Raw genomic sequence first — 26,889 nt, 5'->3', positions numbered from 1 at the left:
GGCTTGCCCGGCGTGGCATTTTGTTTGAAACTGCGCACCTCGTCCTTCGCGGCGACCCTGGATCAGCAGACAGGGCATCACTGAGCTGGCAACCCTGAACCCCATTTTCAGAGGAGCCGGCAACATGCCCGCGACCCGTACCTGGTTAAAAAATCCCCTCGCCATTTTCACCTCCAACGAGCTTGATGCCCGTGGCGGTCTTGTCGTGCAAGACGGTGTCATCGTCGAAGTTCTTGCTGCCGGCCAACAGCCGTCGGCGCCATGCAATGAAGTGTTCGACGCCCGCGAGCATGTGATCCTGCCGGGCCTGATCAACACGCATCACCACTTCTACCAAACCCTCACCCGCGCCTGGGCGCCCGTGGTCAATCAGCCGTTGTTCCCCTGGCTGAAAACCCTGTACCCGGTGTGGGCGCGCCTGACACCCGAGAAACTCGCGCTCGCCACCAAAGTCGCTTTGGCCGAACTGCTGCTGTCGGGTTGCACCACCGCTGCCGACCACCACTACCTGTTCCCGGACGGTCTGGAAAACGCCATCGACGTACAAGTCGAAACCGTGCGTGAACTGGGCATGCGCGCCATGCTCACCCGTGGTTCGATGAGCCTCGGCGAGAAGGACGGCGGCCTGCCACCGCAGCAGACCGTGCAGGAAGGTCAGGTGATTCTCGACGACAGTCAGCGCCTGATTCACGAGTACCACGAGCGCGGTGATGGCGCGCAGATCCAGATCGCTTTGGCGCCGTGCTCACCGTTCTCGGTGACGCCGGAAATCATGTCGGCCAGCGCCGAACTGGCGAACCAACTCGACGTGCGTCTGCACACGCACCTGGCCGAAACCCTCGACGAAGAGGACTTCTGCCTGCAGCGTTTCCGCCTGCGCACCGTGGATTATCTGGACAGCGTCGGCTGGCTCGGCCCGCGCACCTGGCTGGCCCACGGCATCCACTTCAACCCGGACGAAATCGCCCGCCTCGGCCAGGCAGGCACCGGCATCTGTCATTGCCCAAGCTCGAACATGCGTCTGGCCTCGGGCATTTGCCCAAGCATCGATTTGACCGACGCCGGTGCGCTGTTCGGCCTGGGCGTGGATGGCTCGGCGTCCAACGATGCGTCGAACATGATCCTTGAAGCGCGTCAGGCGCTGTACATCCAGCGCCTGCGTTATGGCGCCGAGAAGATTACTCCGGAACGTGTTCTGGGTTGGGCGACCAAGGGTTCGGCAAGTTTGTTGGGCCGTACCGACATTGGTGAACTGGCGGTGGGTAAACAGGCTGATCTGGCGTTGTTCAAGCTCGACGAGCTGCGCTTCTCCGGTAGCCATGACCCGATTTCAGCATTGCTGTTGTGCGGTGCAGATCGGGCTGATCGGGTGATGATTGGTGGCAAGTGGCGTGTGGTGGATGGTCAGGTTGAAGGACTGGATCTGAAAGGCCTGATTGCCGATCACAGCCAGGCGGCTCGCCAGTTGATCGCCGGCACCTGATCCAACACAACCCCTGTAGGATCTGCCGCAGGCTGCGATCTTTTGATTGTGTTTTGAAATACAAGATCAAAAGATCGCAGCCTTCGGCAGCTCCTACAGGGGGGGGTTGTGGTGGGCTTAAAGACCGAGCAGGGAGAGCATGATGAACGTCGCAAACAACACAAAGTGCGTCATGCCCTCGATGGCATTGGTCTCGCCGTCATTCAAGTTGATCGCGCTGACGATCAGGGTGATGAAAATCATCACCGTCTGCACCGGCGTCATCGCCATCTGAAACGGCTGGCCGGTATACAGCGCCATCGCTTCCATCACCGGCACGGTCAGGATTACCGTCGACAGTGACGCGCCCATCGCGATGTTGACCACCGACTGCATGCGATTGGCCAACGCCGCGCGCAATGCCGTGAGGATCTCCGGCGCCGCCGAAATGGCCGCCACCAGAATCGCCGTAATCACCGGCGGTGCGCCCGTACCTTCCAGGCCCAGATCGAGGGTCTTGGACATCACCTCGGCCAGTGCGCCGATCACCACCACACCCGCGACCAGAATCCCGATCGACAGGGCCAGGCTGACCGGTTTCGGCGCCTGCTCCATCGGCTCTTTCTTGCGGCGTTTGTCCGGGTAGCTGTAGCTGAAAAAGTAGCTGTGCGGCCCGACCTGCATGCGCAGGAACAACGCATACAGCACCACCATCGCACCGATGGTGAATGCCGAATAAATCTTCCAGTTGGCCTCGGGAATGAATTCCGGCACCACCATCGACACACCCATCGCAGTCAGGATCATCACGCTGTAGCTGCGCGCGGAATCGTCGTTGTAGGACTGCTCGCCGTGCTTGATCCCGCCCATCAGCGCGGCGAGACCGAGGATGCCGTTGATGTCGAGCATCACCGCTGAATAAATCGTGTCACGCACCAGTGTGGCCGAAGCCTCGTTGCTCATCATGATCGCCAGGATCACCACTTCCACCAGCACGGCTGCCAGGGTGAGGATCATCGTGCCGTAGGGATCGCCGACTTTTTCCGCGAGCAGTTCGGCCTGATGGGCGACGCGCATCGAGGCGGCGACGATGAAGGCGATCAGTACCAGACCGGAAATCAGCGCGACGATCTGGCCGCTGTGCAGCATCCAGTGCTCCAGTGGATAGGCGACAAGTGCGGCGAGCAGGGCCAGCACCAGAAAGCTTTCTTGCTTGAGGATTGAGAGCATGGCGGGCCTTTTTGCCAAGAGAGTCGAATGAGCTACTGACTGCGGGGCGGCGCTAACGTTTCGTTACACCTTAGCGCACCAAGCGATGGCGGTACTTCGGCAGGTGCACCTTTATTGGCCCTGATGGACCTATCGCGAGCAGGCTCAGCCCTACAGTTGAAATGCATTCCCCCGTAGGAGTGAGCCTGCTCGCGATAGCCATCACACGATTCCGGAAGTTTGTTGTCCTGTTGGTCAGCAATTTGCATTGGCCCCGACCACACACAACAAAATGGAGCTCCAATTCATGCAAATACGTCCACTGCACAAACTGCTGTGCGCCGCCATCGGTCTGGGGATCAGCCTGAGCGCCAGCGCTGCCGATCCGCTGAAGGTCGGTTTCGTCTACATCGGCCCGATCGGCGACCACGGCTGGACGTATCAGCATGAACAGGGGCGCAAGGCACTGGCGGAGAAGCTCGGCTCACAGATCACCACCAACTACGTGGAGAACGTCGCCGAGGGCGCCGACGCCGAGCGGGTGATCCGCAACATGGCCAAGGACAAGTACGACCTGATCTTCACTACGTCTTTCGGCTACATGAACCCGACGCTGAAAGTCGCCAAGCAATTTCCCAAGGTGACCTTCGAACACGCCACCGGTTACAAGCAGGACAAGAACCTCGGCACCTACCTGGCCCGGACTTACGAGGGGCGCTACGTCGGCGGTTTCCTCGCGGCGAAGATGACCAAGACCAAGAAGATCGGTTATGTCGCTTCGTTCCCGATTCCGGAGGTGATCCGCGACATCAACGCCATCCAACTCGCGCTGAACAAATACAACCCCGGCACCGAGATCAAAGTGGTGTGGGTCAACTCGTGGTTCGACCCGGGCAAGGAAGCCGATGCGGCCAACGCGCTGATCGATCAGGGCGTCGATGTGGTGTTCCAGCACACCGACAGCCCGGCACCGATTCAGGCGGCCGAACGCCGTGGTGTGTATGCGGTGGGGTATGCCTCGGACATGGCGCACTTCGGGCCGAAAGCGGTGCTGACCTCGATCGTCAACGACTGGGCGCCGCACTACATTCAGGCGACGCAGAGCGTGATCGACCACACCTGGAAGTCGCAGGATTACTGGGGCGGGCTGAAGGAGGGCACGGTTGAACTGCCGATCAGCGACCTGGTGCCGGCGCCGGTGAAAGCCGAAGCCGAGCAGATCATTGCCGACATCAAGAGCGGCGCGTTGCAGCCGTTTACCGGGCCGATCAAGGATCAGGCCGGCGTGGAGAAAATCCCCGCAGGTGTGAGCGCGACCACAGCAGAACTGGCGTCGATGAACTATTACGTGGAAGGCATGAAGGCTGAGATGCCGAAGTAATCCCACAGCTAAAACACAAATCTCCTGTAGGAGTGAGCCTGCTCGCGAAAGCGGAGTGTCATTCAGCAAAAGTGTTGCCTGACACACTGCTATCGCGAGCAGGCTCACCCCTACATTTGAAATTTCTGCATATTCAAGGATTGTGTATGGATCAGCTTCCCATCATCGACATCAGCCCGCTCTACACCGACAACGAAAACGCCTGGCCCGCCGTCGCCACGCAAATCGATCTGGCCTGCCGCGAATGGGGCTTTTTCTACATCAAGGGTCATCCGATTTCAGCGCAACGCATCGACGCGCTGCTCGATCATGCGCAACGCTTCTTCGCCCTACCCGCTTCAGAAAAACTCCAGATCGACATCACCCAGACCCGACACCATCGCGGGTACGGCGCCATCGCCACCGAACAACTCGACCCGAGTAAGCCCAGCGACCTCAAGGAAACCTTCGACATGGGCCTGCACCTGCCGGCCAACCATCCCGAGGTGCTGGCGGAAAAACCCTTGCGCGGACCGAACCGCCATCCCGCGCAACCGGGTTGGGAAGCGCTGATGGAACAGCATTACCTCGACATGCAGGCCCTCGCGCAAACCCTGCTCCGCGCCATGACGATTGCCCTTGGCATCGAACGCGACTTCTTCGATACACGTTTCGGCGAACCAGTGAGCGTGCTGCGCATGATCCACTACCCACCGCGCCACACCGCCAGTTCCGCCGAACAGCAAGGTGCCGGCGCGCACACCGATTACGGTTGCATCACCCTGCTTTATCAGGACAGCGCCGGTGGCCTGCAAGTGAAGAACGTCAACGGTGAATGGATCGATGCGCCGCCGATTGACGGCACCTTCGTGGTCAACCTCGGTGACATGATGGCGCGCTGGAGCAATGACCTTTATCGCTCGACACCGCACCGGGTGATCAGCCCGCCAGGCGTGGATCGCTACTCGATGCCGTTTTTCGCAGAGCCACACCCCGACACCCTCATCGAATGCCTGCCCGGCTGCCAGGACGCACAGCATCCGGCGAAGTATCCGACCACCACTTGCGCCGAATTCCTGCTGTCGCGCTTCGCCGATACCTACGCCTATCGGCGGGAACAGGAAGCGGTGTGACGGATCGGTTGGTCAGGTTTTGCCATTTGTTTCGGCGAGCATCTGTAGAATGCCGCCATTGCACCTGATGAGAAAAGAATATGTACGACTGGCTCAACGCCCTGCCCAAGGCTGAACTGCACCTGCATCTGGAAGGCTCGCTGGAGCCCGAGCTGCTGTTCGCCCTGGCCGAACGCAACAAGATCGCCCTGCCATGGAATGACGTCGAAACCCTGCGCAAGGCTTACGCCTTCAACAATTTGCAGGAATTTCTCGACCTGTATTACCAGGGCGCCGACGTGCTGCGCACCTCCCAGGATTTCTACGACCTGACCTGGGCCTACCTGCTGCGCTGCAAAGAGCAGAACGTGATTCACACCGAACCGTTCTTCGACCCGCAGACCCACACCGACCGTGGCATTCCGTTCGAAGTGGTGCTCAACGGCATCGCTGCGGCATTGAAAGATGGTGAGCAGCAACTGGGCATCACCAGCGGTTTGATCCTGAGCTTCCTGCGCCACCTGAGCGAAGACGAAGCACAGAAAACCCTCGATCAGGCGCTGCCGTTCCGTGACGCGTTTGTCGCGGTCGGTCTGGACAGTTCCGAGATGGGCCACCCGCCGAGCAAGTTCCAGCGCGTGTTCGACCGCGCCCGCCACGAAGGCTTTCTGACCGTCGCTCACGCCGGTGAAGAAGGCCCGCCGGAATACATCTGGGAAGCCATCGACCTGCTGAAAATCCAGCGCATCGACCATGGCGTGCGCGCCATCGAAGACGAGCGTCTGATGCAGCGGATCATCGACGAGCAAATCCCGCTGACCGTATGCCCGCTGTCGAACACCAAGCTCTGCGTGTTCGATCACATGTCGCAGCACAACATTCTCGACATGCTTGAGCGTGGCGTGAAGGTCACGGTGAACTCCGATGACCCGGCGTACTTCGGTGGCTACGTGACCGAAAACTTCCATGCGCTGTACGAGCATTTGGGCATGACCCAGGATCAGGCCAAGCGCCTGGCGCAGAACAGCCTGGATGCGCGGTTGGTAAAACCGTAATAACGCTGAAGATCCAATGTGGGAGCGAGCTTGCTCGCTCCCACATTTATACCGATGTCGACTCTGTCAGCTCTTCCAGCGTCTTGCCTCGCGTCTCCATCCCGAACAGCCACACCACCCCCGCCGCTATCGCAAAGCACAACGCGCCCAGCGCAAACACTCCACCCTGCCCGGTGATCGGGAACACCAGCCCGGTAATCAACGGCCCGAGCAAGGAACCCACACGGCCAATCGCCGAGGCAAACCCCGAGCCTGTCGCTCGAGCCGAGGTCGGATATAGCTCCGGCGTGTAGGTGTAGAGCACCGCCCACATGCCGAACAGGAAAAACTGCATCAGCAATCCCGTGCTGATCAGCAAGGCCACGTTGCCGCCAAACACCGCGCTCTGTCCGTAGAGAAACGCCATCACCCCGCCACCGAGCAACGTGACGATGCACACCGGTTTGCGTCCCCAGCGTTCCACCAGCCACGCGGCCATCAGAAATCCGGGAATCCCGCCGAGGGAAATCAGCACGGTGTAGTAAACCGACTGGGTCACGGCGAAACCCGACTGCTGCAGCAATGCACTGAGCCACGACGTCAGTCCGTAAAAACCCAGCAGCGCAAAGAACCACAGGCTCCAGATCATCGTTGTGCGCTGGCGGTATTGCGGCGACCAGATCTGCTTCAGCGCCGAGAAAAAGTTGCCCGGAGGCGTCACCGTGCGTGGCAACCGCACCGGCTCCGGCAAGGCTGCACCGCCCAGCGAGGCACGTACGCGGTTCTCAATACCGTCCAGAACCTTGTCCGCCGCCTCGTGCCGTCCGGCCTGCTCCAGCCAGCGTGGTGACTCGGGTATGAAAAACCGGATCGCCAGCACAAACACCGCCGGCACCGCCAACACCAGAAAGATGTCGCGCCAGCCAATCACCGGCAACAGAAAGTACGACAGCACCCCGGCCGCGACAAAACCCAGCGGCCAGAAGCCATCCATCAACGCGATGTAGCGACCGCGCCGTTGTGCCGGAATCAGCTCGGACAGCATCGACTGCGCAATGGGAAACTCCATGCCCATGCCGATCCCCAGCAGGATGCGGAACAGCGTCAGCGTCTCGACCGTTTGCGCCGTCGAGCACAGGTAACTGGCCACGCCCCAGAGAACGATGCTCCACTGAAACACCGGTTTGCGCCCGAAGCGGTCGGCGAGCATGCCGGAAAGCGAAGCGCCCATCACCATGCCGAAGAAGCTCGAACTGGCGAGCAGCCCTGCCTGCGCGCTGCTCAGGCCGAACTCGGCTTTGATCGAACCGAGCAGGAACGTCATCATCGCCAGATCCATGGAGTCGAAGAAAAACGCCAAGGCGATGATGATGAAAATAATCCGGTGATAACCGCTGATCGGCAGCCGTTCCAAACGTTCTGCCGCGCTGAAGCCTTGAGTGTCCATGCCGCCTCCCCCATCCGAAAAGTCCCCGGATCGAGTGTGCGCGATGGTGATTCAGAGTTTGTACTGGATGCGACCTGCTCGCAGTCGTAGACGACGCCGTCATGCCCGACGTCCTTCTCAATCGCTCTACAACGCCATTTCCAGCTCGGTTTCCCGGGCGAAACGGTGCAACTCGTGTTGTCCGGTGGCCGTCAACTGCAGGGCTCTTGAATCATTGGGCAAAGTCAGCCAGCCGGACTGCATGAACAACTGCAGCAACGCCGCGCCGAGTGAGCCGCCCATGTGCGGACGACGCTCGCTCCAGTCCGGACAGGCGCAGGCCACCTGCACATTGCGATGGGCGAGTGCCTGGATGAATACCCCGCGACCGGCCAATTGTTTCGCGCCTTTTTGCGTCACCACCACGCGCTGTTCAAGCTGTTCGATCCAGCCGGCATCGAGCAGGCGCTGGTACAGATCGGCCGCCAGCGTGCCGCCAAGGTGGTCATCGCAAAAGCGTGCGCGCAACAGCGAAGAAGGCGCGGCCTGAGGCTTGGCCATGGGTGTGGCGCGCTTGAATACTTCGGGTATTTCCCGCGGGGTACTGGCGATGGTGGCGCTGGCCAGGGCTTCTATCGCCGCCCCGACCTCAGGCGCCGAGAGACGGAAAAACCGCTTGCGACCACGGACTTCGACCTTCAACAGACCGCCGGTGGCCAGACGTGCCAGATGCGCACTGGCCGACGACGGCGACAGCCTTGCCAGTAGCGCAAGCTCCTCGGTGTGCCGGGCCGAGCCGTCCATCAACGCCCACATCATCGCGCTGCGCTTGGGGTCGGCCAGCAACGTGGCGATCTGGCTGATGCAAGGTGCATGTTCCATGTATTCACTCCCTGTGGAATCGTATCGTCTAATGCTCGCAGACATCTTGACCAGTAATGGGTCGGCGGCCAAGACGCGAAAAACGCCCTGAACCGGGGCAAGGCAGGCCGTTGACATAACATGTTCCGGCACAGAACCCGGCGACGAAATGCAGCCCTGATTCAAACAGGGGCAGTTCGCCATTGACGGCGTTCGGGCCAGGTTTCGGTACCGGCATGAGGCGGGCGCTAGTATAAGCGGGATGCAAGCCCCGTCCCGCGCCCAAGCCTGCACGGGTGGTGATTGTTCCTGACAGAAATTTCTCTATTTAGCTGCGACTAATGATCAAGTTTCTGGAAAGCGGGAAATTGACTACTCAATTCAGCGCATCGGCTGGCGAGCATTTCCCTCAGAAGGTTCACCGGCTTACTCAATTGTGCGCGATGGGCGCACAGCAAATTCAGCGGAGCGCGTTCGCACAGCAGCTCTGGCAGCAGCACTTTGAGGCGCCCGGCAAGGACATCGCCGCCCACATCCAGCCATGACTTGTAGGCAATTCCCGCTCCTGCCACCGCCCATAGACGCACGACATCGGCGTCATCACTGAATCGGTCGCCACTGACGGTCAGGCCGACCTCGCGTTTACCGTCGTGAAAACTCCAATGGTCATGAACCCGGCTGCCGAGCATGTATAACAGGCAATTGTGCTGAGCCAGTTGTTCGAGCTGGCGCGGTTCGCCGTGCCGCGCCAGATAGGCCGGTGATGCGCAGAGCACGCGACGGTTGCCCGGGGCGATGGGCAGGGCAACCAGGCTGGAATCTTCCGGCTCCCCGTAGCGCAGAGCGATGTCCACGGGCTGGCGAAACAGATCGGCGATACGGTCGCCGAGCAGCAGGCGCACGGTGAGTTTCGGGTGCTCGCGCTGGAACTCGTCGAGCCATGGCAACAACAAGTTGCGGCCGAAATCCGAGGGCGCCGACAGCTGCAGAATCCCGCTGACCTGTTCTTGTCCACTGGCCAGCAACCGCCGGCCCTCATCGAGATTACTCAATGCTGCACGGGCGTATTCGAGAAAACCTTCGCCCTCGGCGGTCAGGCGCAGGCTGCGCGTCGAACGGGCCAGCAGGCGTGCACCGAGTTGCTGCTCGATACGCTTGAGCGCCGCACTGGCCACGGCGGCGGACATGTCCATCACCCGCGCCGCGGCCGACAGACTGCCCAGATCCGCCGCCCGAACAAACAACTGCAAATCATCGAAACGCAGCATCCACAGCCCCGATTATCAAAAAAATATTGAAAGAGACTGCGGTTTTAGCCGGTTTTATCTTGCGAAGAAATAGCCAATCATCTGTCCCATCGAATCTGCCCTGCATTCCTTACTGTCCGGAGCCACTCATGAAAGCCATTGCCTATTACGCTTCCTTGCCCATCAGCGACGCAAAAGCCCTGCAAGACATCGAACTGCCAGAGCCGATAGCCGGCCCGCGCGACCTGTTGGTGGAAGTCAAAGCCATCTCGGTCAACCCGGTGGACACCAAGGTACGGCAGAACGTGGCCCCTGAAGGCGGCGCCGCGAAAGTGCTGGGCTGGGACGTGGCCGGTGTGGTCAAGGCGGTTGGTAATGAAGTGACGCTGTTCAAGGCTGGCGACAAAGTCTTCTACGCCGGCTCCATTGCCCGCGCGGGCGGTAACAGCGAATTGCACGTGGTCGATGAGCGGATTGTCGGCCATATGCCCAAGTCCCTCGGTTTCGCGGAAGCCGCCGCCCTGCCCCTGACTGCGATCACCGCGTGGGAGTTGTTGTTCGAACGCCTGCAAATCCGCGAAGGCCAAACCGATGAAGGGCAGAGCCTGCTGATCGTCGGCGCGGCGGGCGGAGTCGGTTCGATCCTCACTCAATTGGCCAAGCAACTGACCGGTCTTAAGGTGATCGGTACTGCATCGCGCGAGCAGACCCGTGATTGGGTCACGGAGCTGGGCGCGGATCTGGTGATCGACCATAGCCAGCCGTTGAGCGAAGAACTGAAACGCGCCGGCATTAACAACGTGACCCACGTCGCCAGCCTGACCCAGACCGATCAGCATCTGGATCAATTGGTCGAAGCACTGGCGCCGCAAGGCAAACTGGCATTGATCGATGATCCGAAGTCGCTGGACGTGACCAAGCTCAAACGCAAGAGCCTGTCGCTGCACTGGGAGTTCATGTACACCCGCTCGCTGTTCGAGACGCCAGACATGATCGAGCAGCACAACTTGCTCAACCGCGTGGCCGAGCTGATTGATGCGGGCACGTTGAAGACGACGATCGGCGAGCACTTCGGCACGATCAACGCGGTCAATCTCCGCCGGGCGCATGAGCTGCTGGAGAGCGGCAAAGCCAAGGGGAAAATTGTTTTAGAAGGTTTCTGAAGAGCAAAAGATCGCAGCCTGCGGCAGCGCCTACATGGGCTGCGGTCTTTTTTTGCCGTCAGTCAGATGCTTGACCGTTGTCACAATTGCGATCGTATTCAGGTCTACAATCGAAACCTCTGCGGTACATCTTTTACGTAAGGGAGGTCAGCAATGAAGATCCTGATAAAAGAAGTGGCTAAGTCTCAATGGCAGGTTCGACTCGACCAGCACGCCGTGACATTCCGCAGTGAAGCCGAAGCACTGGCCTTCACCCGCACCCTGGAAGCGCGAATTTGCGCGCCGCACCAGTTTCCCGACCGCAGCCAGCAGCGCGCCGCCGGCTGAGTCACCTTACCCAGCGGCTTGCGCTACCGCCCGGGCATTCTGCAAATGCCGGGTGAGCATCGCGACGCTCACTACCAACAACCCGCACAGGCTGATGACCATGGCCATCGGCATGGCGCTGCCGTCGTGCAAGATCCCCACCAGTGAAGCGGCGCCGGATGCAACGCTGAATTGCAAACAGCCCATCAGCGCCGACGCACTGCCGGCCCGCGCTCCTTGGCCGTTCATCGCACACGCCGAAGCGTTGGGCAGGATGCAACCGAGGCTGGCGATGCAGATGAACAACGGAATCAATAGCGGCCACAGCGCTTCGGTGTGCAGCGCACTGACCGCCAGCAAAGCCACACCCGCCAACAGATACACCCACACTGCACGCGCCAGCAGAAAGGCCGGGCCGCGTTTGGCCAATAGCCGCGCATTGACCTGAGCCACCAGAATGAACCCCGCCGCGTTGGTGCCGAACAACCAGCCGAAATGCTCGGCCGGCACGCCGTAGAGTTTGATGAAGACGAACGGCGATCCGGCGATGTAGGAAAACATCCCGGCGACGGCGATACCCCCGGTCAGGGCGTGACCGAGAAATACCCGATCCTTCAACAGCCGCCCGTACTGACGCAGCGCACCAGACAACGGCTGTCGCGGCACATGGTCAGGCAGACTTTCCGGCAGTCCGAGGGCCACGGCCAGACCCGCCAGGGCACTGAAACCGGTCAACACCAGAAAGATCGACTGCCAGCCAGTGGTGTTCACCAGCAGACCACCCAGCATCGGCGCCAGAATTGGCGCCAGGCCCATCACCAGCATCAGTTGCGAGAACACCTTCGCCGAACCCACCGCGTCGCATTTGTCGCTGACCACCGCCCGGGCAATCACCATCCCCGCGCAACCGCCCAGCGCCTGGACAAAACGCGCGCCGATCAGCCACTCAAGGTTTGGCGCATAAGCGCAGGCCAATGACGCCAGGGTGAACAGCGCAACGCCGCTGAGCAGCGGAATCCGCCGACCGAAACGATCCGCCACCGGGCCGTATAAAAGTTGACCCATGGACAGGCCGAGGAAATACGCAGCCAGCGTCAGTTGAACGTGTTTTTCATCGGTGCCAAAGGCCAGCGCCATCGATGGGAATGCCGGCAGATAGAAGTCGATCGCTAAAGGACCGAAGGCGCTCAAGGCGCCAAGGATCAGAATGGTACGGAGGTTCATCAGGCATCCAGGTTGGCAAGTCGGCAGCCCGACAGTCTAGCGGCGCCCGGACGCCTTGAACATTCCGATAGCTCGCTAACTATAAAAACCTCAGGCCAGTTTTGCCGGGTAGCCCTCTTCGCTGATGATCGCGATGACCTGTTCCACGCTCAGCGCACTTTCGACGCCGACTTCTTTCGCCGCCAGATCGACGCGCACACTGGCCGCCGGATCCTTGGCCTGCAGGGCTTGAGTGACGGCTTTGACACAGTGACCGCAGGACATCCCTTGAACGTTGAACACTTGCATGGAGTGACTCCTTTGAGTGAGGTTGCCAGCAGTCTCGAGCTTGCCACGATGGCAAGGTCAAGTTCTTCAATAAACTGCCGGGCTGGCAATCGGCGCCGCGCTCGGCCAAGCTGCATGCATCTATGACATGAACTCAGGAGATTCAGCCATGCGCTGGTCAGCTTTCAGCCTGTTTGGCTTTCTCAGCCTCTTTGCCGCTTTCCCTTCGGCGCACGCCGCCGGAGAGGACTACGGGGTGCTGATCATTTCCCGCGAGCGCCTGGAAGTGGCGACCTCCTGCGAGATCGGCGTGTATATCCAGGATCAATTGTCGGCGCGGTTGTTTCAGGAACAGAGCACCTCGTTCAACCTGCCGCCGGGCAATGTATCCCTGCGCCTGAAACTGTTGCCGGGGCAAGCGCCGGGCTGTAATCCGGGAATGCTGGCGCCAGGTTCGCAGGAGATCAGACTGCATGCTGGTGATGTGCAGAAGTACCGAATTGCGATGACCCAGGAAGGCATGTACCTCAAGCGCGCCGATCTCGGCTACTAAGCCAAGCTCGCGCCCACATTTGTTTTGTGGCGCCGCGAAGATTGGCGCTTGACCTTGCCCGCGTGGCAAGGTTGATCCTGTAGGCAACTTCTACAGGGAGCGTGACCGATGTCCGAATCCATCACTTTCAATCTGCCGATTGCCGGCATGACCTGCGCCAGTTGTGCCGGGCGTGTCGAGCGCGCCTTGAGCAAAGTCATCGGCGCCACTGCCGTCAGCGTCAACCTCGCCACCGAACAGGCGCAAGTCCAGGCGCCCGGTGACAGTTTGCCGGCGTTGATGGAAGCCGTTGAACGCGCCGGTTACAGCGTGCCGCAACAAACCATCGAGTTAAGCATCGACGGCATGACCTGCGCTTCCTGCGTGGGGCGCGTCGAGCGCGCCCTGAACAAAGTCCCGGGCGTTAAAAGCGTCAGCGTCAATCTGGCCAACGAACGCGCCCACCTCGAACTGCTCGGCCAGCTCGACTCACAAACCCTGCTCGACGCCGTGAGCAAGGCCGGTTACTCGGCCAGCGTCTGGCAAGCCGAACACCCGCAAACCGATAACCAGCAACAGCGCCTGCAACATGAACGCTGGGCGCTGATCTGCGCCATCGCCCTCGCCCTGCCGCTGGTGTTGCCGATGCTGCTGCAACCGTTCGGCATCCACTGGATGCTGCCAGCCTGGGCACAATTCGCCCTCGCCACGCCCGTGCAATTCATCTTCGGCGCACGTTTTTATGTGGCCGCGTGGAAAGCCGTGCGTGCCGGCGCAGGCAACATGGATCTGCTCGTCGCCCTCGGCACAAGTGCCGGGTATGGCTTGAGCCTTTATGAGTGGGCGACCGCCGCCGGACGCATGCCGCATCTGTATTTCGAAGCGTCGGCGGTGGTCATCGCGCTGGTGTTGCTGGGCAAATACCTGGAGAGCCGCGCCAAACGTCAGACCGCCAGCGCCATTCGCGCGCTTGAAGCCTTGCGTCCGGAGCGGGCGATTCAAGTGATCGACGGCCGCGAACAGGACGTCGCAATTAGCGCCTTGCGCCTGAACGATCAGGTTCTGGTCAAACCCGGCGAGCGTTTCCCGGTCGATGGCGAAGTGCTGGAAGGCCAGAGCCACGCCGACGAAGCCTTGATCAGTGGCGAGAGCCTGCCGGTGCCGAAACAACCAGGGGATAAAGTCACCGGCGGCGCGATCAACGGTGAAGGCCGCTTGCTGGTGCGCACCACCGCCCTCGGCGCTGAAAGCGTGCTGGCGCGGATCATTCGTCTGGTTGAAGACGCCCAAGCGGCGAAAGCACCGATCCAGAAACTGGTGGATAAAGTCAGCCAAGTGTTCGTGCCGACAGTATTGGTGCTGGCCCTGGCGACACTGATCGGCTGGTGGCTGTACGGCGCACCGCTGGAAACCGCGCTGATCAACGCCGTCGCAGTGTTGGTCATCGCCTGCCCCTGTGCGCTCGGCCTCGCCACGCCGACCGCGATCATGGCCGGCACTGGCGTCGCGGCTCGCCACGGCATTCTGATCAAGGATGCCGAAGCCCTGGAACGTGCTCATGAAGTCAGCAACGTGGTGTTCGACAAAACCGGCACGCTGACCTCCGGCACGCCACGCATTGCCCATTTCAGCGCGGTCGATGGCGACGAAAACACACTGCTGAAACTGGCCGGCGCGCTGCAACGCGGCAGTGAGCATCCGTTGGCTAAAGCCGTGCTGGATGCGGCCGCTGAACGTGATCTGAAGGTACCCGATGTCAGCGACAGCCAATCCCTGACCGGTCGCGGCATCGCCGGCAGCCTTGACGGTCGGCGTCTGGCGCTGGGCAATCGGCGGATGCTCGAAGAAAGTGGTTTGAGCGCCGGCAATCTGGCTGAGTCTGCGCAAGCCTGGGAAGCCGAGGGCCGCACCCTTTCATGGTTGATCGAACAAAGCCCGGAGCCGCGCGTTCTCGGTCTGTTCGCTTTCGGTGACACGTTGAAACCCGGCGCACTGGAAGCGGTGCAACAACTCGCCGCCCGAGATATCCACAGCCATCTGCTGACCGGCGACAACCGTGGCAGCGCGCGGGTCGTGGCCGAGGCTCTGGGCATTAAAAATGTTCACGCCGAAGTATTGCCGGCGGACAAAGCCGCCACCGTTGCCGAGTTGAAGAAAACCGGCGTGGTCGCCATGGTTGGCGACGGTATCAACGACGCCCCGGCACTCGCGGCGGCGGACATCGGTATCGCCATGGGCGGTGGCACCGACGTGGCCATGCATGCGGCCGGCATCACCCTGATGCGCGGTGATCCACGGCTGGTGCCGGCGGCGCTGGAAATCAGCCGCAAGACCTACGCGAAGATCCGCCAGAACCTGTTCTGGGCCTTCGTCTACAACCTGATCGGCATTCCGCTGGCGGCGTTCGGTTTCCTCAACCCGGTGCTGGCCGGTGCGGCGATGGCGCTATCAAGCGTCAGCGTGGTGAGCAATGCGCTACTGTTGAAAACCTGGAAACCCAAGGATCTGGAGGAGCATCGATGAACATCGGCCAAGCGGCCCGGCAAAGTGGCCTGAGCGCAAAAATGATCCGCTATTACGAGTCGATCGGCTTGCTCAAAGCGGCTCATCGCACAGACAGCGGTTACCGGGTCTACGGCGATGACGACTTGCACACACTGGCCTTCATCAAACGTTCGCGGGACCTGGGTTTTTCTCTGGAAGAAGTCGGCAAGCTGCTGACGCTCTGGCAGGACCGGCAACGGGCCAGCGCCGATGTAAAGGCGCTGGCCCGTCAGCACATCGACGAGTTGAATCAGAAGATCCGCGAACTGGGTCAGTTGCGCGATACCTTGCAGGACCTTGTCGAGCACTGCCAGGGCGACCATCGCCCCGACTGCCCGATCCTCAAGGAGCTGGCGTCGGGCTGCTGCGCAACACCCGCCCGCGCCTGAGCGCCAATACTTTCACCGTCAGCAAGGTGCCGAGGGGAATGCCGTGGAACAGCAGTACCACGGCGCCCGGCGTCCACCACTCGTAGAACGGCGCGGCGATCAGCATGCCGATGCCGAACCCGGTCATTTGCAGCAGCGTCAGCAAACTGAAGATCGGCAGACGCAAGTCTTCCGGCTCACGTTGCAGACGCGACAGTAAACCGACTTCGGAGAAGCCATCGCCCAAACCCGCAGGCAATGAAAACAGCAGCAATCCGTAGAGGCTGTGCTGCTGGAACATCAGGATGAAGCCGCAAGACATCAGCGCCACGCCGAAGAAAAACCGCCGTTCCAGGTGAATGTTGTCGGAGCCTTTCAGGCGGCTGGCGATGCGCGCGCCCAGCAGCTTGCCGCTGGCCCACACCGCGAGCATCAGACCCAGCGTGGTGCTCGCCGACTCCGGCGTGAGCAGCTTGGAGATGATCGGGAAGCCGACGTTGTGCGCGGCGCTGCCCAAGGTGTCGGCCATGGTCACGGCAAGCATCGCGGCAATCACCGGGGCACTGCGCAGACCTTGCCTGAGGGCTGACCACTCGCCGCGTGCGGATTTTTCAATGAGGGTCGGGTTGTCGAACCGCAGCGGCACAATCAACAACGCTGCCAGCATGTAGGTCAGCGCGTTCAGCGCGAACACCACTTCAAAACCGAAACCGGCCACCAGCAATCCCGACACCAGACTGCCGCAAACCATCGCCGCCGATGAGGCCGAGGTGATCCAGGCGTTGGTCTTGAGTAAATGCTCTGCTGGTATCAAACGCGGCAACTGACTGTTGAGGCCGATGGCGAACATCGAATTGCCCAGGCCCAGGCCGAACGCGATGAACGGCAACAGCAACGCTTGCTGGCTGACCGGCACAATCAACAGCAAACCGAGCACACCGGCGCGCAGCAGATCGAATGCGATCAGCGGCAGACGGCCGCTGAAGCGTCGATAAAAACGCGTACCGATCAGACTGGCGAAAATTCCGCCACCAACGCGGCTGGCGAGAAAAATCCCGACGCTCATCGCGCTATTGCTCAGCAGATAGACGTAAGTCGCCAGCGCGACCATGTTGAGGAAGGCGCCGAAATCGGAAATCAGCCGGGCGGTGATGATCAGGTGAGCGTTGTAAGGGGCGTTCACATACATTCCTTGTAGGAGCTGCCGCAGGCTGCGATCTTCTGATCTTGCCTTTAAAAACCAGGGTCAAAAGATCGCAGCCTTCGGCAGCTCTTACAAGGGCAGTGGCATCAAAAATTCAGCAGGCACAAAAAAACCGGCCGAAGCCGGTTTTTTTAAACAGTCACTGCATCCACGGTGGCGGCGGCGGTTCATCCGACTTGCCCTTGGGCTCGTCATCTGCCGCACGAATCGCTTGCTTGCGCTCTTCATCCAGCCGCGCCGCTTCGATTTCGCGCAGTACCCCGCCGACGTCGGCCAGATCCTCCGGATCATCGAACTCGCCGGTCAGCACGCTGGCCGGGTGCAAGGTGCCGGCTTCGTACAACGCCCACATTTCCTTGGCGTACTTGGTCTTCTTCAGTTCCGGCGCGAAACGGCCAAAATACGAAGCCATGTTGCCAACGTCACGCTCGAGCATGCTGAACGCGTGGTTGTTGCCCGCAGCATCCACCGCTTGCGGCAGGTCGATGATGACCGGCCCCGTCGGTGTCAGCAGCACGTTGAACTCGGAGAGGTCACCGTGCACCAGACCGGTACACAACATCAGCACGATCTGCGAAATCAGGAACGCGTGATACTCGCGCGCCTGATCCGGCTCCAGCACCACGTCGTTGAGACGCGGCGCGGCATCGCCGAATTCGTCGGCCACCAGTTCCATCAACAGCACGCCGTCGAGAAAATCGTACGGCTTGGGCACGCGCACCCCGGCACCGGCCAGACGGAACAGCGCCGCAACCTCGGCGTTCTGCCAGGCATCCTCGGTCTCTTTGCGACCGAACTTGGAGCCCTTGGCCATCGCTCGAGCCTGTCGGCTGTTGCGAACCTTGCGGCCTTCCTGATACTCGGCCGCCTGGCGGAAACTACGTTTGTTCGCCTCCTTGTAGACCTTTGCGCAACGTAACTGATTGCCGCAGCGCACCACATAAACAGCTGCTTCTTTACCACTCATCAGTGGGCGCAGCACTTCGTCGACCAGACCGTCCTCGATCAGGGGTTCAATGCGTTTTGGAGTCTTCATCAGCTTTTATTGTGGGTCCTTTATTACCAAACACGCGAATGTCACTCGTTATACGGCAATCCTCGCATCACGGGGAGGGGTTGCCGACCTGTGAACCGTGAAGATGCACACACTGTGCCGGAAAATCGACCGCTGCGAATCATAGCTGAGCCCGTCGTGAATGTTGGCAAACGACGTTGAGGGCATTTGCGACAGAATCTGACACGGCCCGCTCCCACAGGGGAATGCGGTCAACGTTCGATGATCGCGGTGACGCCTTGCCCTCCCGCCGCACAGATCGAAATCAACCCCCGCCCCTTGCCCGCCGCCTCCAGCAACTTGGCCAGATTCGCAACAATCCGAGCGCCTGTCGCGGCAAACGGGTGCCCTGCCGCCAGCGAACTGCCCTTGACGTTGAGTCGGCTACGGTCGATCGAACCCAGTGGCGCCTCCAGCCCCAGTCGGGTTTTACAGTACTCGGGATCTTCCCAGGCCTTGAGCGTGCACAAAACCTGCGCGGCGAACGCTTCATGAATTTCGTAATAATCGAAATCCTGCAACGTCAGGCCATTGCGCGCCAACAATCGCGGTACCGCATACACCGGCGCCATCAGCAGGCCTTCGGCGCCGTTGACGAAATCCACCGCTGCCGCTTCGCCATCGCGCAGATAGGCGAGGATAGGCAAGCCGCGTTCCTTCGCCCATTCCTCACTGCCGAGCAGCACGACGGAAGCGCCGTCGGTGAGTGGCGTGGAATTGCCCGCTGTCAGCGTGCCTTTGGCGCTTTTTTCGAAGGCCGGTTTCAGCGAAGCGAGTTTTTCCAGGGTCAGATCAGGGCGCAAATTGTTGTCGCGGGTCAGACCGAGGAACGGAGTCATCAGGTCGTTATGCCAGCCCTCGCTGTAGGACGCGGCGAGTTTGTGATGGCTTTCGAGGGCCAATTGATCCTGATCTTCGCGAGGAATATTCCAGGTCTGCGCCATCAGCTCACAATGTTCGCCCATCGACAGGCCGGTGCGCGTTTCGCCGTTGCGCGGGAATTCCGGGATCAGGTGTTTGGGGCGCAGTTGCAGGAAAGTCTTCAGTTTGTCGCCGGTGGTCTTGGCGCGGTTGGCTTGCAGAAGAATCTTGCGCAGACCTTCGCTGACGCTGATCGGCGCGTCCGACGTGGTGTCGACGCCGCCAGCGATGCCGCAATCGATCTGGCCAAGGGCGATTTTGTTGGCCACCAGCAACGCGGCTTCAAGGCCGGTGCCGCAGGCTTGCTGGATGTCATAGGCCGGGGTGGCCGGTGACAGGCGCGAGCCGAGCACGCATTCGCGGCTCAGGTTCATATCCCGTGACAATTTAAGTACCGCCCCCGCCACCACCTCACCGATGCGCTGGCCGTGCAGGTTGTAGCGTTCGATCAGGCCTTCGAGGGCTGCAGTGAGCATCGCCTGATTGCTGGCAGCGGCGTACGGTCCGTTGGAACGGGCGAAAGGGATACGGTTACCGCCGATGATCGCGACGCGGCGCAGCTGACTCATGAAAAGCTCCTATTTAGATGTCCAGGCTCACATAAAACCCTGTGGGTGCTGGCTTGCCAGCGATGGGGCCGGCATATCCAACACCTTAAGTGGCAGACAGTCCGCCATCGCTGGCAAGCCAGCTCCCACAAGGGCAGTGGTCTACTCTGCTGTTCTAGCGTAGGCCTTATTGCGTGGATCGAACGATTGATTGCCGTAAGTAGTCCACACTTTGAACCCCAACTTTTGGAGAGCGTTCCATGTCTGACCGCTATATCGACTTCGCCAACTCGTCCATCGGCCATCGTTTGGTCGGGGCACTGGGCCTGCCGTCGCCGGTGCGACTGGAGCGCTGGCAGGCCGGGCGCCTGCGGCCGGTGGAAGGTGCATTGCTGATCGGCGGCGGGCCATTGGCCGAGCGCATCAGCGTGTTTGCCAACCGTTTGACCGAGGGGATCTACCGCTACGGCGAGCAACCGGCGACGGCCACCGAATGGATTCCCGGCCTCGGCCCGAAACTCAAAGCCGTGGTATTCGACGCCAGTGATTTGCAGCACACCGACCAGCTCAAGCAGCTGCGCGAGTTCTTTCAGCCCCTGATGAAGAATCTTGATCACAGTGCCCATCTGGTGATTCTCGGCCGTGCGCCGGAAACTTTGCGCGACCCGTTCGCCGCCAGTGCCCAACGGGCCCTGGAAGGTTTTTCCCGCTCGCTGGCCAAAGAGCTGCGCAGCGGCGGCACCCTGCAATTGATCTATGTTGGCGAAGGCGCCGAAGACCAACTGGAAGGCCCGCTGCGGTTTTTCCTCTCGCCCAAAAGTGCCTTCGTGTCCGGACAAGTGATTCGCCTGACCGCGTGTGCCACGCCCGTGACGGACTGGACACGACCCTTGGCCGGGCGCAAGGCGCTGGTCACAGGCGCAGCGCGCGGCATCGGCGCATCGATTGCCGAAACCCTGGCGCGCGACGGCGCTGAGGTGATTCTGCTCGACGTGCCACCGGCCAAGACCGATCTCGAAGCCCTCGCCGCACGCCTCGGTGGGCGCAGCATCACCCTCGATATCTGCGCCGAAGACGCCGCCACGCAACTGATCGAACAGTTGCCGGATGGCCTCGACATTCTGGTGCACAACGCCGGGATCACCCGCGACAAGACCCTGGCCAACATGACCCCGGAATTCTGGGACGCAGTGCTGGCGGTCAACCTCAATGCCCCGCAAGTGTTGACCAAAGCCCTGCTCGACAGCGGCACCTTGCACGACAACGCGCGGGTGGTTTTGCTGGCCTCGATCAGCGGCATCGCCGGCAACCGCGGACAAACCAACTACGCCGCAAGCAAGGCCGGCTTGATCGGTCTGGCGCAAGCCTGGGCGCCGACGCTGCTGGAACGCGGCATCAGTATCAACGCCGTGGCACCGGGGTTCATCGAAACGCAGATGACCGCGCACATTCCTTTCGGCCTGCGTGAAGCCGGCCGGCGCATGAGTTCGCTGGGCCAGGGCGGTTTGCCGCAAGACGTCGCCGAAGCGGTCGCGTGGCTGGCGCAACCGGGTACTGGCGCGTTCACCGGGCAGGCGCTGCGGGTCTGTGGACAAAGTGTTCTGGGGGCTTAGGCATGAGCATCGAATGGCACACACTGGATCGCGAACCGAGTCTGCCCGGGTTGTATGCGCGGGCGGCGACGCGTCGCAAAATCACCGGCACGCAACTGCCCGACAGCGGCCTGCGCTGTTTAGTCGATATCGATGGCAAACGCCTGGCGAACTACCGCAAGGTCTGTGGTTTTGCCGACGACGGTCTGTTGCCGCCGACTTATCCACACATCCTCGCGTTTGCCTTGCAGATGCAATTGCTCACGGCGAAGGATTTTCCGTTCCCGCTGCTGGGGCTGATTCATCTGAGCAACCGCATTCGCGTGCTGCGACCGATGGGTGGGATCAGTCGTGCGCAAGTCAGCGTCCGCGTGCACAACTTGCAGGCGCATCCCAAGGGTGCAACGTTCGATCTGCTGACCACTCTTGATGATCAACTCGGGCCGTTGTGGGAAGCCGAGAGTCAGATGCTCTGCCGTGGGGTGAAACTCGATGGCGAACCTGTCGAGCAGAGCTGGGAGTCGACACAAGCGTTGGTGGAAATAGCGAAGTGGCAAGCCCCGGCAGACATTGGCCGGCAGTACGCCAAGGTGTCAGGCGACTACAACCCGATCCACTTGAGTGCGGCCAGTGCCAAGTTGTTCGGTTTCCCCACGGCCATCGCCCACGGCTTGTGGAACAAGGCGCGCACGCTGGCGGCACTGGCCGATCATTTGCCCAAGGCCAATCTGGAGATCACTGTGCACTTTCGCAAACCGGTGCGATTGCCGAGCGAAGTGACGTTGCTGGCGAGCGCGGCGGGGTCGAGTGGGGAACTGCGGCTGGTGGGTGCGGGGGATCTGGAGCACATGGCGGGTCATTGGCAGCCGATCGCCTGATCTCACGGGCACGGGAAAACTCGTAAATTGGGTATATAACTTAAGTTTTCCCGCAGCCCGCTCGCCTCCTGTACAAAACACCTGGCCTTGATTCCCAAGGCTTTTTTTTGCGCGTTTATATCCTGGGTATTAGTCCTTAGGCGCTGCACATCTCCTTATATATAAAGGCGTTAATACCAACTTGAGAATGGCGTGAATCCGCCCCCGGATCGAGATTGGCACCACGGACGAGGCATCACCGACAACAGATCGGCGAGCCATCGAAAACGACGAATGTTGTTACAGGTGCAAGGAATCTCGATCATGAAAACTCAAGACGTGTGGTGCAAATCGGCAATCGCTCTGGCATTGATTCTCTCCCTCGGCCTCACCGGTTGCAGCAGCGGCGGTGGCGGTCATAAGAGCAGTTCCGGCAGTTCCTCTCCGGCAACCAGCACCGATGGTACCGGAGGCACAGGCGGAACCGGAGGCACCGGAGATACTGCCGGTACAGGTGGAACCGGTGGGACAGGCGGTACCGGTGGAACCGGCGGCACCCCGACCGATCCAACCAACCCAACCAATCCGACAGACCCGACTGACCCGACCAATCCATCCACCCCGGCTGCCCTGGTGACGACCACCCTTGTGCAGGATGTCGGCAAAACGGTCAGCGGCGTCGGCGACGGCGTCGGCCAGATTGGTGACTCCTTGAGCACCGTGCCTGTGGTCGGTGGCGTAGTGCAGAGCGCGGCCAACACCGCCGGTAACGTCGTCACGACGTTGGGCGATGGCGTGACCAATGGCATCGGCAAGCTGGCCACTGACCCCAAAGGCCTGACCACCACGGTGGCCTCGGTCGGTGGCGTCGTAACGGATGTCGGCGATGGCGTGTCCGACCTCAGCGGCAAACTGGCCACCGCGACCAGCAGCGTTCCCGTGGTCGGCGGCGTGGTCACCAAAGTGACTCCGGTACTCGATGGCGTTGGCGAGAAAGTCACCATGCTCGGCGATACCCTCAACACCACCCTCAGCAATGGCCCGACGAGTCAATTGACCAATAAAGTCGGCAGCGGCCTGGTGCCGGTGATTGCCATGGTTGAAAGCACCACCGACAAAATCGGTGATGCCACCGGTCTGGGCGACCCGCTCAAAGGCGTGATCCAGAAAGTCGGCAGCACCGTTGATGGTGTCGGCGACAAAGTCACCGACGCGGGTAACGGCAATGCCCTGACCAACACCCTCGGCGGCGCACTGAGCAATGTCGGCACGGCGGCGGGCAAGGCTGGCGGTTTGGTGTCCAACGGCACCGGTTCAGGGACTGGCGGTATCGGCGGTGGCCTCGGCGGCACTGGCTTACTGCAAACTGTCGGCGGCGCAGTCGTCAACGTTGGCACAGGTTTGAACGCGGGTAACACCAATGGCGTGGTCAGTGCCGGTGGTGTCACCACTGCCGGGCTCGGCAATACCGTCGCCTCACTGAACACCGTTCTGGGTGGCTCGGGCACGCCGATCACAGCCACAACCTCACCATTGGCCACTGTCGGCGCCACATTGGGCGGAGCTTTGAACCCAGTCACCAGTGGCGTCACCAACGTGACCCAACAACTCGGCGCGGCGACCGGCCTCGGCTCGCCAGTCGCGGGGCTCACCGGCCAGGTCGGCGGCGCGGTCAGCAACGTCGGTGGCGCGATTGCTGCCACTAACAACCCGGTCACTACCGCTGTCGGTGGCTTGGTCACTAACGTCGGCGGCACAGTCGCAGCGGTCGGCGGTCTGGTCAACGGTGGCACCACAACGGGCGGCACCACTGGCGGATTGGGCGGCGTACTTGGTGGCTTGACCGGCACCCTGGGAGGAAACAAACGCTAAATTGCACCTGGCCGATTCGACGGCCTCACCTACAGCGCCTACGCTTGGTTGAAGGCGGAAGATTCCCACGAGTCTTCCGCTTTTTTCTTAGGAAAAAATCAGCCCTCGCTGTGATCTGACCATGGAGTGTCCTATGCGCGTTATGGCATCCCTGTTGTTCCTCAGTCTCAGTTCCACCGCCCTCGCCGACACCCTGCCCAGCTTTCTCAATAGCAACGAAACCATCCGCAACCTGCCCGTGCCCAACCTGCCGGCCGATGCCTATCGCCCGGCCGCCGCGCCGCTGCAAGTGCCTGACCCCGGCGCGACCGCCGCGCAACCGTTGTTGATGGAGACCAAAGTCAATCTCAAGACCGTGCAGATCGAAGGCGGGACAATCTATCCACTCAACGAACTGGCCGATATCTACAAGCCACTGATCGGCCGCGAGGCCAGCCTCGCCGACCTGATAGAAGCGACACGCAACATTACCCGCCGCTACCAACAGGACGGCTACCTGCTGTCCTACGCCTTCTTGCCACAACAGAATTTCGATGACGGCGTGGCGCGGGTGGTGCTGGTCGAAGGCTATGTCCGCGACGTGCAGATGCAGGGCGATGTTGGCCGGGTCAAAGGCCTGCTCGACAAACTGGCGGCGAAAATCCAGGCCGAACGGCCGCTGACCCGCAAAACCTTCGAGCGCTACACCACGTTGATGACGCGCATTCCCGGCGTGACCCTCCAGGCCCAGGTGCCACCGCCGGGCACCACCGACGGCGCCACGACACTCGTCGCCCAGGCCAGCCGCAAACCGTTCACCAGCACCTTGAGCACCACCGAAGACAACCGCAACGGCCCCCAGGCCCTGCTCGGTGTCAGCAGCAACTCGCAAACGTCCATGGGCGAACAACTGAGCCTCAGCGGTCTGTTCCCGCCCGGTGACGACCACGAACGTTACTACCGCCTCGACTACAGCCAGTTCCTCGACGCCGAAGGCACGCAACTGAATCTGTCGGCCTCACGTTATCGCGCCGACCCGGGCACGGAGGTGTTGATCGACGGTGGCGGACGCCTCGATACCCATCGCGAAAACGACCGCTACTCCATTGGTTTCAGCGTGCCGTTGATTGCCGCCTCCAACGAGTTGCTGACCGTCGGCTCGCGCCTGTATGCGGTCAATGACAAGACTCGCTACGACGGCATCAACTTTCCGTTCAGCACGGAGTTTCGCACCGACATCCGCGCCCTCGCCTTCGAAGGCGACTGGCGCAAGGCCGATGCGCGGCAACTGCGAATCCTCAGCGCAGGGGTTTATCAGGGTTTCGACAGCATGGGCGCGAAGACCAATTTCAGCGATATCGATCTGGACTTCTTCCGTGCGCGGCTGTCCGGAGTGCAGAGCGACAAGTTCTTCGACAACTGGCAAGGCGTGCTGTCGGCGGCGTTGTACTGGAGCGACGACACACTGCCCGACAGCGAACGCGCAGTGTTCGGCGGGCAGAATTTCGGTCGCGGTTATCCCGATGATCAGGCGTCCGGCGACAAGGGTTGGGGCGTCGCTTACGAGGTCAACTACAGCTTCAACCGCGACGGCAACTGGGTGCGAATCCTCCAGCCGTACGTCGTGCTGGATCGTTCGCGCAGTTGGTTCAATGAACTGCCGGTGCAAGCCAACAACCTGTCATCGGCTGCGATCGGTCTGAGGTTTGGCGACGCCAAGTACTACAACATTGCACTGGAGGCGGCTAAGGCGATGTCGGATGAAGCGCTGGACACGTTCAATCGCAAGCCGCGGTACAGCATCAGTTTCAGTTATCAGTTGTAGGGTGTCAGAGCGATTTGCGGGTCTGACAAACCGCCATCGCTGGCAAGCCAGCTCCCACAGGATTTGCGTTGACCTTGTGGGAGCTGGCTTGCCAGCGATGAACGATAACGCGGTGAGCCTGCAAATCAGGATTGTGGGTCAACCCGATCCAGCGCCCGGTTCACCGCCAGTTCGGCGAGCATGACAATCTGCTGGATGCCCAACACGGTGCTGCGTTGCGTGCCGCTCAATTCATTGGCGAAGTTGCTGGCCGCCGTGCTTGCGCTGGCCAGTGATTCGCAAGCGTGGGCGAGCAGGCTTTCGGTGTCGACACTCGGATTGACGAGGAACATCGTGCTCGGCTGGCGGTTTTTTTTCGGTTCGGGGCAGAGATAGAAATCGAGCGCGCGCTTGATCGCTTCGCGGTTTTTTATCTGGTCATCGGCGCGGATGGCGTCGGCGAGTGGGTTGGCGGTTTCGAGGGGTGGATCGGGAATCAGTTTGTCCATTACAAAAACTCTCCACAGTCGTTTGCGCCACCCATTGCCATTCTCACGGGGCAAAGAGGTGGCAGCTATATGCGGGGTGAGAATACCGGTTATGGACACCCGGCCAGACCGAAGTCTGCCCGCACACAGCCGCCATGACGCATTACCGACAGCGGAGCTGGCGGCGATTATGCGTGCACAGATACTGAATGACCATAAGTTGCCGGGTTCTCACACCCGATCGCTGAGGTGTCAGCGACAGCCCAAGACTTGTGAGCGCACGTCCGACGGACAACCTGAAAACCTTGTGGGATGCTTCTGATGTTTTGAGCCCTTATTAAACACCTGATGTTTATTGAGCGCCTGGAACAGCCTCATCGCTGGCAAGCCAGCTCCCACAAGGTCATGTGGCATTTTCAAGACCGCTGCAGAACCTGTGGGAGCTGGCTTGCCAG

23 protein-coding genes are annotated in these 26,889 nt (G+C 60.9%); 13 read left to right on the top strand and 10 right to left on the bottom strand.

Features of this window, described 5'->3' with window-relative positions:
• Positions 1-124: 124 nt before the first annotated feature.
• Positions 125-1,483: an 8-oxoguanine deaminase gene (locus PSH79_RS03415; protein WP_305441251.1), complete on the top strand. Its 1,359-nt coding sequence runs from the start codon at positions 125-127 to the stop codon at positions 1,481-1,483.
• Positions 1,484-1,600: 117 nt separating this feature from the next.
• Here PSH79_RS03415 and PSH79_RS03410 read toward each other — a convergent pair whose 3' ends face one another.
• Entirely contained in the window at positions 1,601-2,692 is a 1,092-nt protein-coding gene (locus tag PSH79_RS03410) for a calcium:proton antiporter (protein WP_305441250.1), read from the bottom strand.
• 286 nt (positions 2,693-2,978) lie between these two features.
• Here PSH79_RS03410 and PSH79_RS03405 point away from each other — a divergent pair, with 286 nt between their 5' ends.
• The 3 genes from PSH79_RS03405 (at position 2,979) to PSH79_RS03395 (ending at position 6,198) form a co-directional block, all read left to right on the top strand.
• A complete protein-coding gene (locus PSH79_RS03405) occupies positions 2,979-4,052 on the top strand; it encodes a BMP family ABC transporter substrate-binding protein (protein ID WP_187681136.1) in 1,074 nt (357 codons plus the stop codon).
• Between the two features lie 146 nt (positions 4,053-4,198).
• A complete protein-coding gene (locus PSH79_RS03400; RefSeq protein ID WP_305441249.1) occupies positions 4,199-5,164 on the top strand; it encodes a 2-oxoglutarate and iron-dependent oxygenase domain-containing protein in 966 nt (321 codons plus the stop codon).
• 80 nt (positions 5,165-5,244) lie between these two features.
• Positions 5,245-6,198, top strand: a complete 954-nt coding sequence (locus PSH79_RS03395; RefSeq protein ID WP_123535730.1) for an adenosine deaminase — start codon at positions 5,245-5,247, stop codon at positions 6,196-6,198.
• Between the two features lie 46 nt (positions 6,199-6,244).
• Here the strand turns inward: PSH79_RS03395 and PSH79_RS03390 are convergent, their stop codons facing one another.
• The 3 genes from PSH79_RS03390 to PSH79_RS03380 all read right to left on the bottom strand — a co-directional run bounded on the left by PSH79_RS03390 (position 6,245) and on the right by PSH79_RS03380 (position 9,732).
• Positions 6,245-7,624, bottom strand: coding sequence for an MFS transporter (locus tag PSH79_RS03390; protein WP_305441248.1), 1,380 nt, complete (start codon positions 7,622-7,624; stop codon positions 6,245-6,247).
• A 126-nt stretch (positions 7,625-7,750) separates the two neighbouring features.
• The gene (locus PSH79_RS03385; protein WP_305441247.1) at positions 7,751-8,485 is read right to left on the bottom strand and encodes a helix-turn-helix transcriptional regulator; all 735 of its coding nucleotides are present in this window, start codon (positions 8,483-8,485) and stop codon (positions 7,751-7,753) included.
• A 317-nt stretch (positions 8,486-8,802) separates the two neighbouring features.
• The gene (locus tag PSH79_RS03380) at positions 8,803-9,732 is read right to left on the bottom strand and encodes a LysR family transcriptional regulator (RefSeq protein WP_305441246.1); all 930 of its coding nucleotides are present in this window, start codon (positions 9,730-9,732) and stop codon (positions 8,803-8,805) included.
• Positions 9,733-9,860: 128 nt separating this feature from the next.
• Between PSH79_RS03380 and PSH79_RS03375 the strand changes: the two genes are divergently transcribed.
• Together PSH79_RS03375 and PSH79_RS03370 are read left to right on the top strand one after the other, a co-directional pair.
• The gene (locus PSH79_RS03375) at positions 9,861-10,874 is read left to right on the top strand and encodes a zinc-binding alcohol dehydrogenase family protein (protein WP_305441245.1); all 1,014 of its coding nucleotides are present in this window, start codon (positions 9,861-9,863) and stop codon (positions 10,872-10,874) included.
• Between the two features lie 153 nt (positions 10,875-11,027).
• Complete coding sequence (locus PSH79_RS03370; protein ID WP_163024159.1) at positions 11,028-11,201, top strand: hypothetical protein; 174 nt, start codon at positions 11,028-11,030, stop codon at positions 11,199-11,201.
• A 6-nt stretch (positions 11,202-11,207) separates the two neighbouring features.
• On the opposite strand, the gene PSH79_RS03365 is transcribed toward PSH79_RS03370, so the two are convergent.
• Positions 11,208-12,404 carry a multidrug effflux MFS transporter gene (locus PSH79_RS03365; RefSeq protein WP_305441244.1) on the bottom strand — a complete coding sequence of 399 codons (1,197 nt, stop codon included), beginning with the start codon at positions 12,402-12,404 and terminating at the stop codon, positions 11,208-11,210.
• Between the two features lie 90 nt (positions 12,405-12,494).
• Positions 12,495-12,692: a heavy-metal-associated domain-containing protein gene (locus PSH79_RS03360; RefSeq protein WP_305441243.1), complete on the bottom strand. Its 198-nt coding sequence runs from the start codon at positions 12,690-12,692 to the stop codon at positions 12,495-12,497.
• A gap of 148 nt (positions 12,693-12,840) precedes the next feature.
• Between PSH79_RS03360 and PSH79_RS03355 the strand changes: the two genes are divergently transcribed.
• The 3 genes from PSH79_RS03355 (at position 12,841) to cueR (ending at position 16,136) form a co-directional block, all read left to right on the top strand.
• A complete protein-coding gene (locus tag PSH79_RS03355; RefSeq protein WP_305441242.1) occupies positions 12,841-13,224 on the top strand; it encodes a hypothetical protein in 384 nt (127 codons plus the stop codon).
• A gap of 108 nt (positions 13,225-13,332) precedes the next feature.
• Positions 13,333-15,726: a copper resistance metal-translocating P1-type ATPase CueA gene (gene cueA, locus PSH79_RS03350; protein WP_305441241.1), complete on the top strand. Its 2,394-nt coding sequence runs from the start codon at positions 13,333-13,335 to the stop codon at positions 15,724-15,726.
• Positions 15,723-16,136, top strand: a complete 414-nt coding sequence (gene cueR / locus PSH79_RS03345; protein WP_305441240.1) for a Cu(I)-responsive transcriptional regulator — start codon at positions 15,723-15,725, stop codon at positions 16,134-16,136. The genes cueA and cueR overlap by 4 nt, the downstream gene beginning before the upstream one ends.
• Here the strand turns inward: cueR and PSH79_RS03340 are convergent.
• The 3 genes from PSH79_RS03340 to PSH79_RS03330 form a co-directional block, all read right to left on the bottom strand.
• On the bottom strand, positions 16,090-17,304 hold the full coding sequence (locus PSH79_RS03340) for an MFS transporter (protein ID WP_305441239.1): 1,215 nt from the start codon (positions 17,302-17,304) through the stop codon (positions 16,090-16,092). The genes cueR and PSH79_RS03340 overlap by 47 nt on opposite strands.
• A gap of 154 nt (positions 17,305-17,458) precedes the next feature.
• A complete protein-coding gene (locus tag PSH79_RS03335; RefSeq protein ID WP_007958482.1) occupies positions 17,459-18,355 on the bottom strand; it encodes a PA4780 family RIO1-like protein kinase in 897 nt (298 codons plus the stop codon).
• A gap of 230 nt (positions 18,356-18,585) precedes the next feature.
• Positions 18,586-19,863: an acetyl-CoA C-acetyltransferase gene (locus tag PSH79_RS03330; RefSeq protein ID WP_305441238.1), complete on the bottom strand. Its 1,278-nt coding sequence runs from the start codon at positions 19,861-19,863 to the stop codon at positions 18,586-18,588.
• 239 nt (positions 19,864-20,102) lie between these two features.
• Between PSH79_RS03330 and PSH79_RS03325 the strand changes: the two genes are divergently transcribed.
• The 4 genes from PSH79_RS03325 to PSH79_RS03310 all read left to right on the top strand — a co-directional run bounded on the left by PSH79_RS03325 (position 20,103) and on the right by PSH79_RS03310 (position 25,967).
• Positions 20,103-21,455, top strand: a complete 1,353-nt coding sequence (locus tag PSH79_RS03325; RefSeq protein ID WP_305441237.1) for a 3-oxoacyl-ACP reductase — start codon at positions 20,103-20,105, stop codon at positions 21,453-21,455.
• Between the two features lie 2 nt (positions 21,456-21,457).
• The gene (locus PSH79_RS03320) at positions 21,458-22,312 is read left to right on the top strand and encodes a MaoC/PaaZ C-terminal domain-containing protein (RefSeq protein WP_305441236.1); all 855 of its coding nucleotides are present in this window, start codon (positions 21,458-21,460) and stop codon (positions 22,310-22,312) included.
• A 303-nt stretch (positions 22,313-22,615) separates the two neighbouring features.
• The gene (locus tag PSH79_RS03315) at positions 22,616-24,163 is read left to right on the top strand and encodes a collagen-like triple helix repeat-containing protein (protein ID WP_305441235.1); all 1,548 of its coding nucleotides are present in this window, start codon (positions 22,616-22,618) and stop codon (positions 24,161-24,163) included.
• 133 nt (positions 24,164-24,296) lie between these two features.
• Positions 24,297-25,967 carry a ShlB/FhaC/HecB family hemolysin secretion/activation protein gene (locus tag PSH79_RS03310; protein WP_305441234.1) on the top strand — a complete coding sequence of 557 codons (1,671 nt, stop codon included), beginning with the start codon at positions 24,297-24,299 and terminating at the stop codon, positions 25,965-25,967.
• Positions 25,968-26,092: 125 nt separating this feature from the next.
• Here the strand turns inward: PSH79_RS03310 and PSH79_RS03305 are convergent, their stop codons facing one another.
• Complete coding sequence (locus PSH79_RS03305) at positions 26,093-26,455, bottom strand: DUF6124 family protein (protein WP_305441233.1); 363 nt, start codon at positions 26,453-26,455, stop codon at positions 26,093-26,095.
• Positions 26,456-26,889 lie beyond the last annotated feature (434 nt).

The organism is Pseudomonas sp. FP2196 (assembly GCF_030687715.1).
Taxonomy (GTDB): domain Bacteria; phylum Pseudomonadota; class Gammaproteobacteria; order Pseudomonadales; family Pseudomonadaceae; genus Aquipseudomonas.
This window is presented reverse-complemented; position numbering and strand designations above follow the sequence as displayed.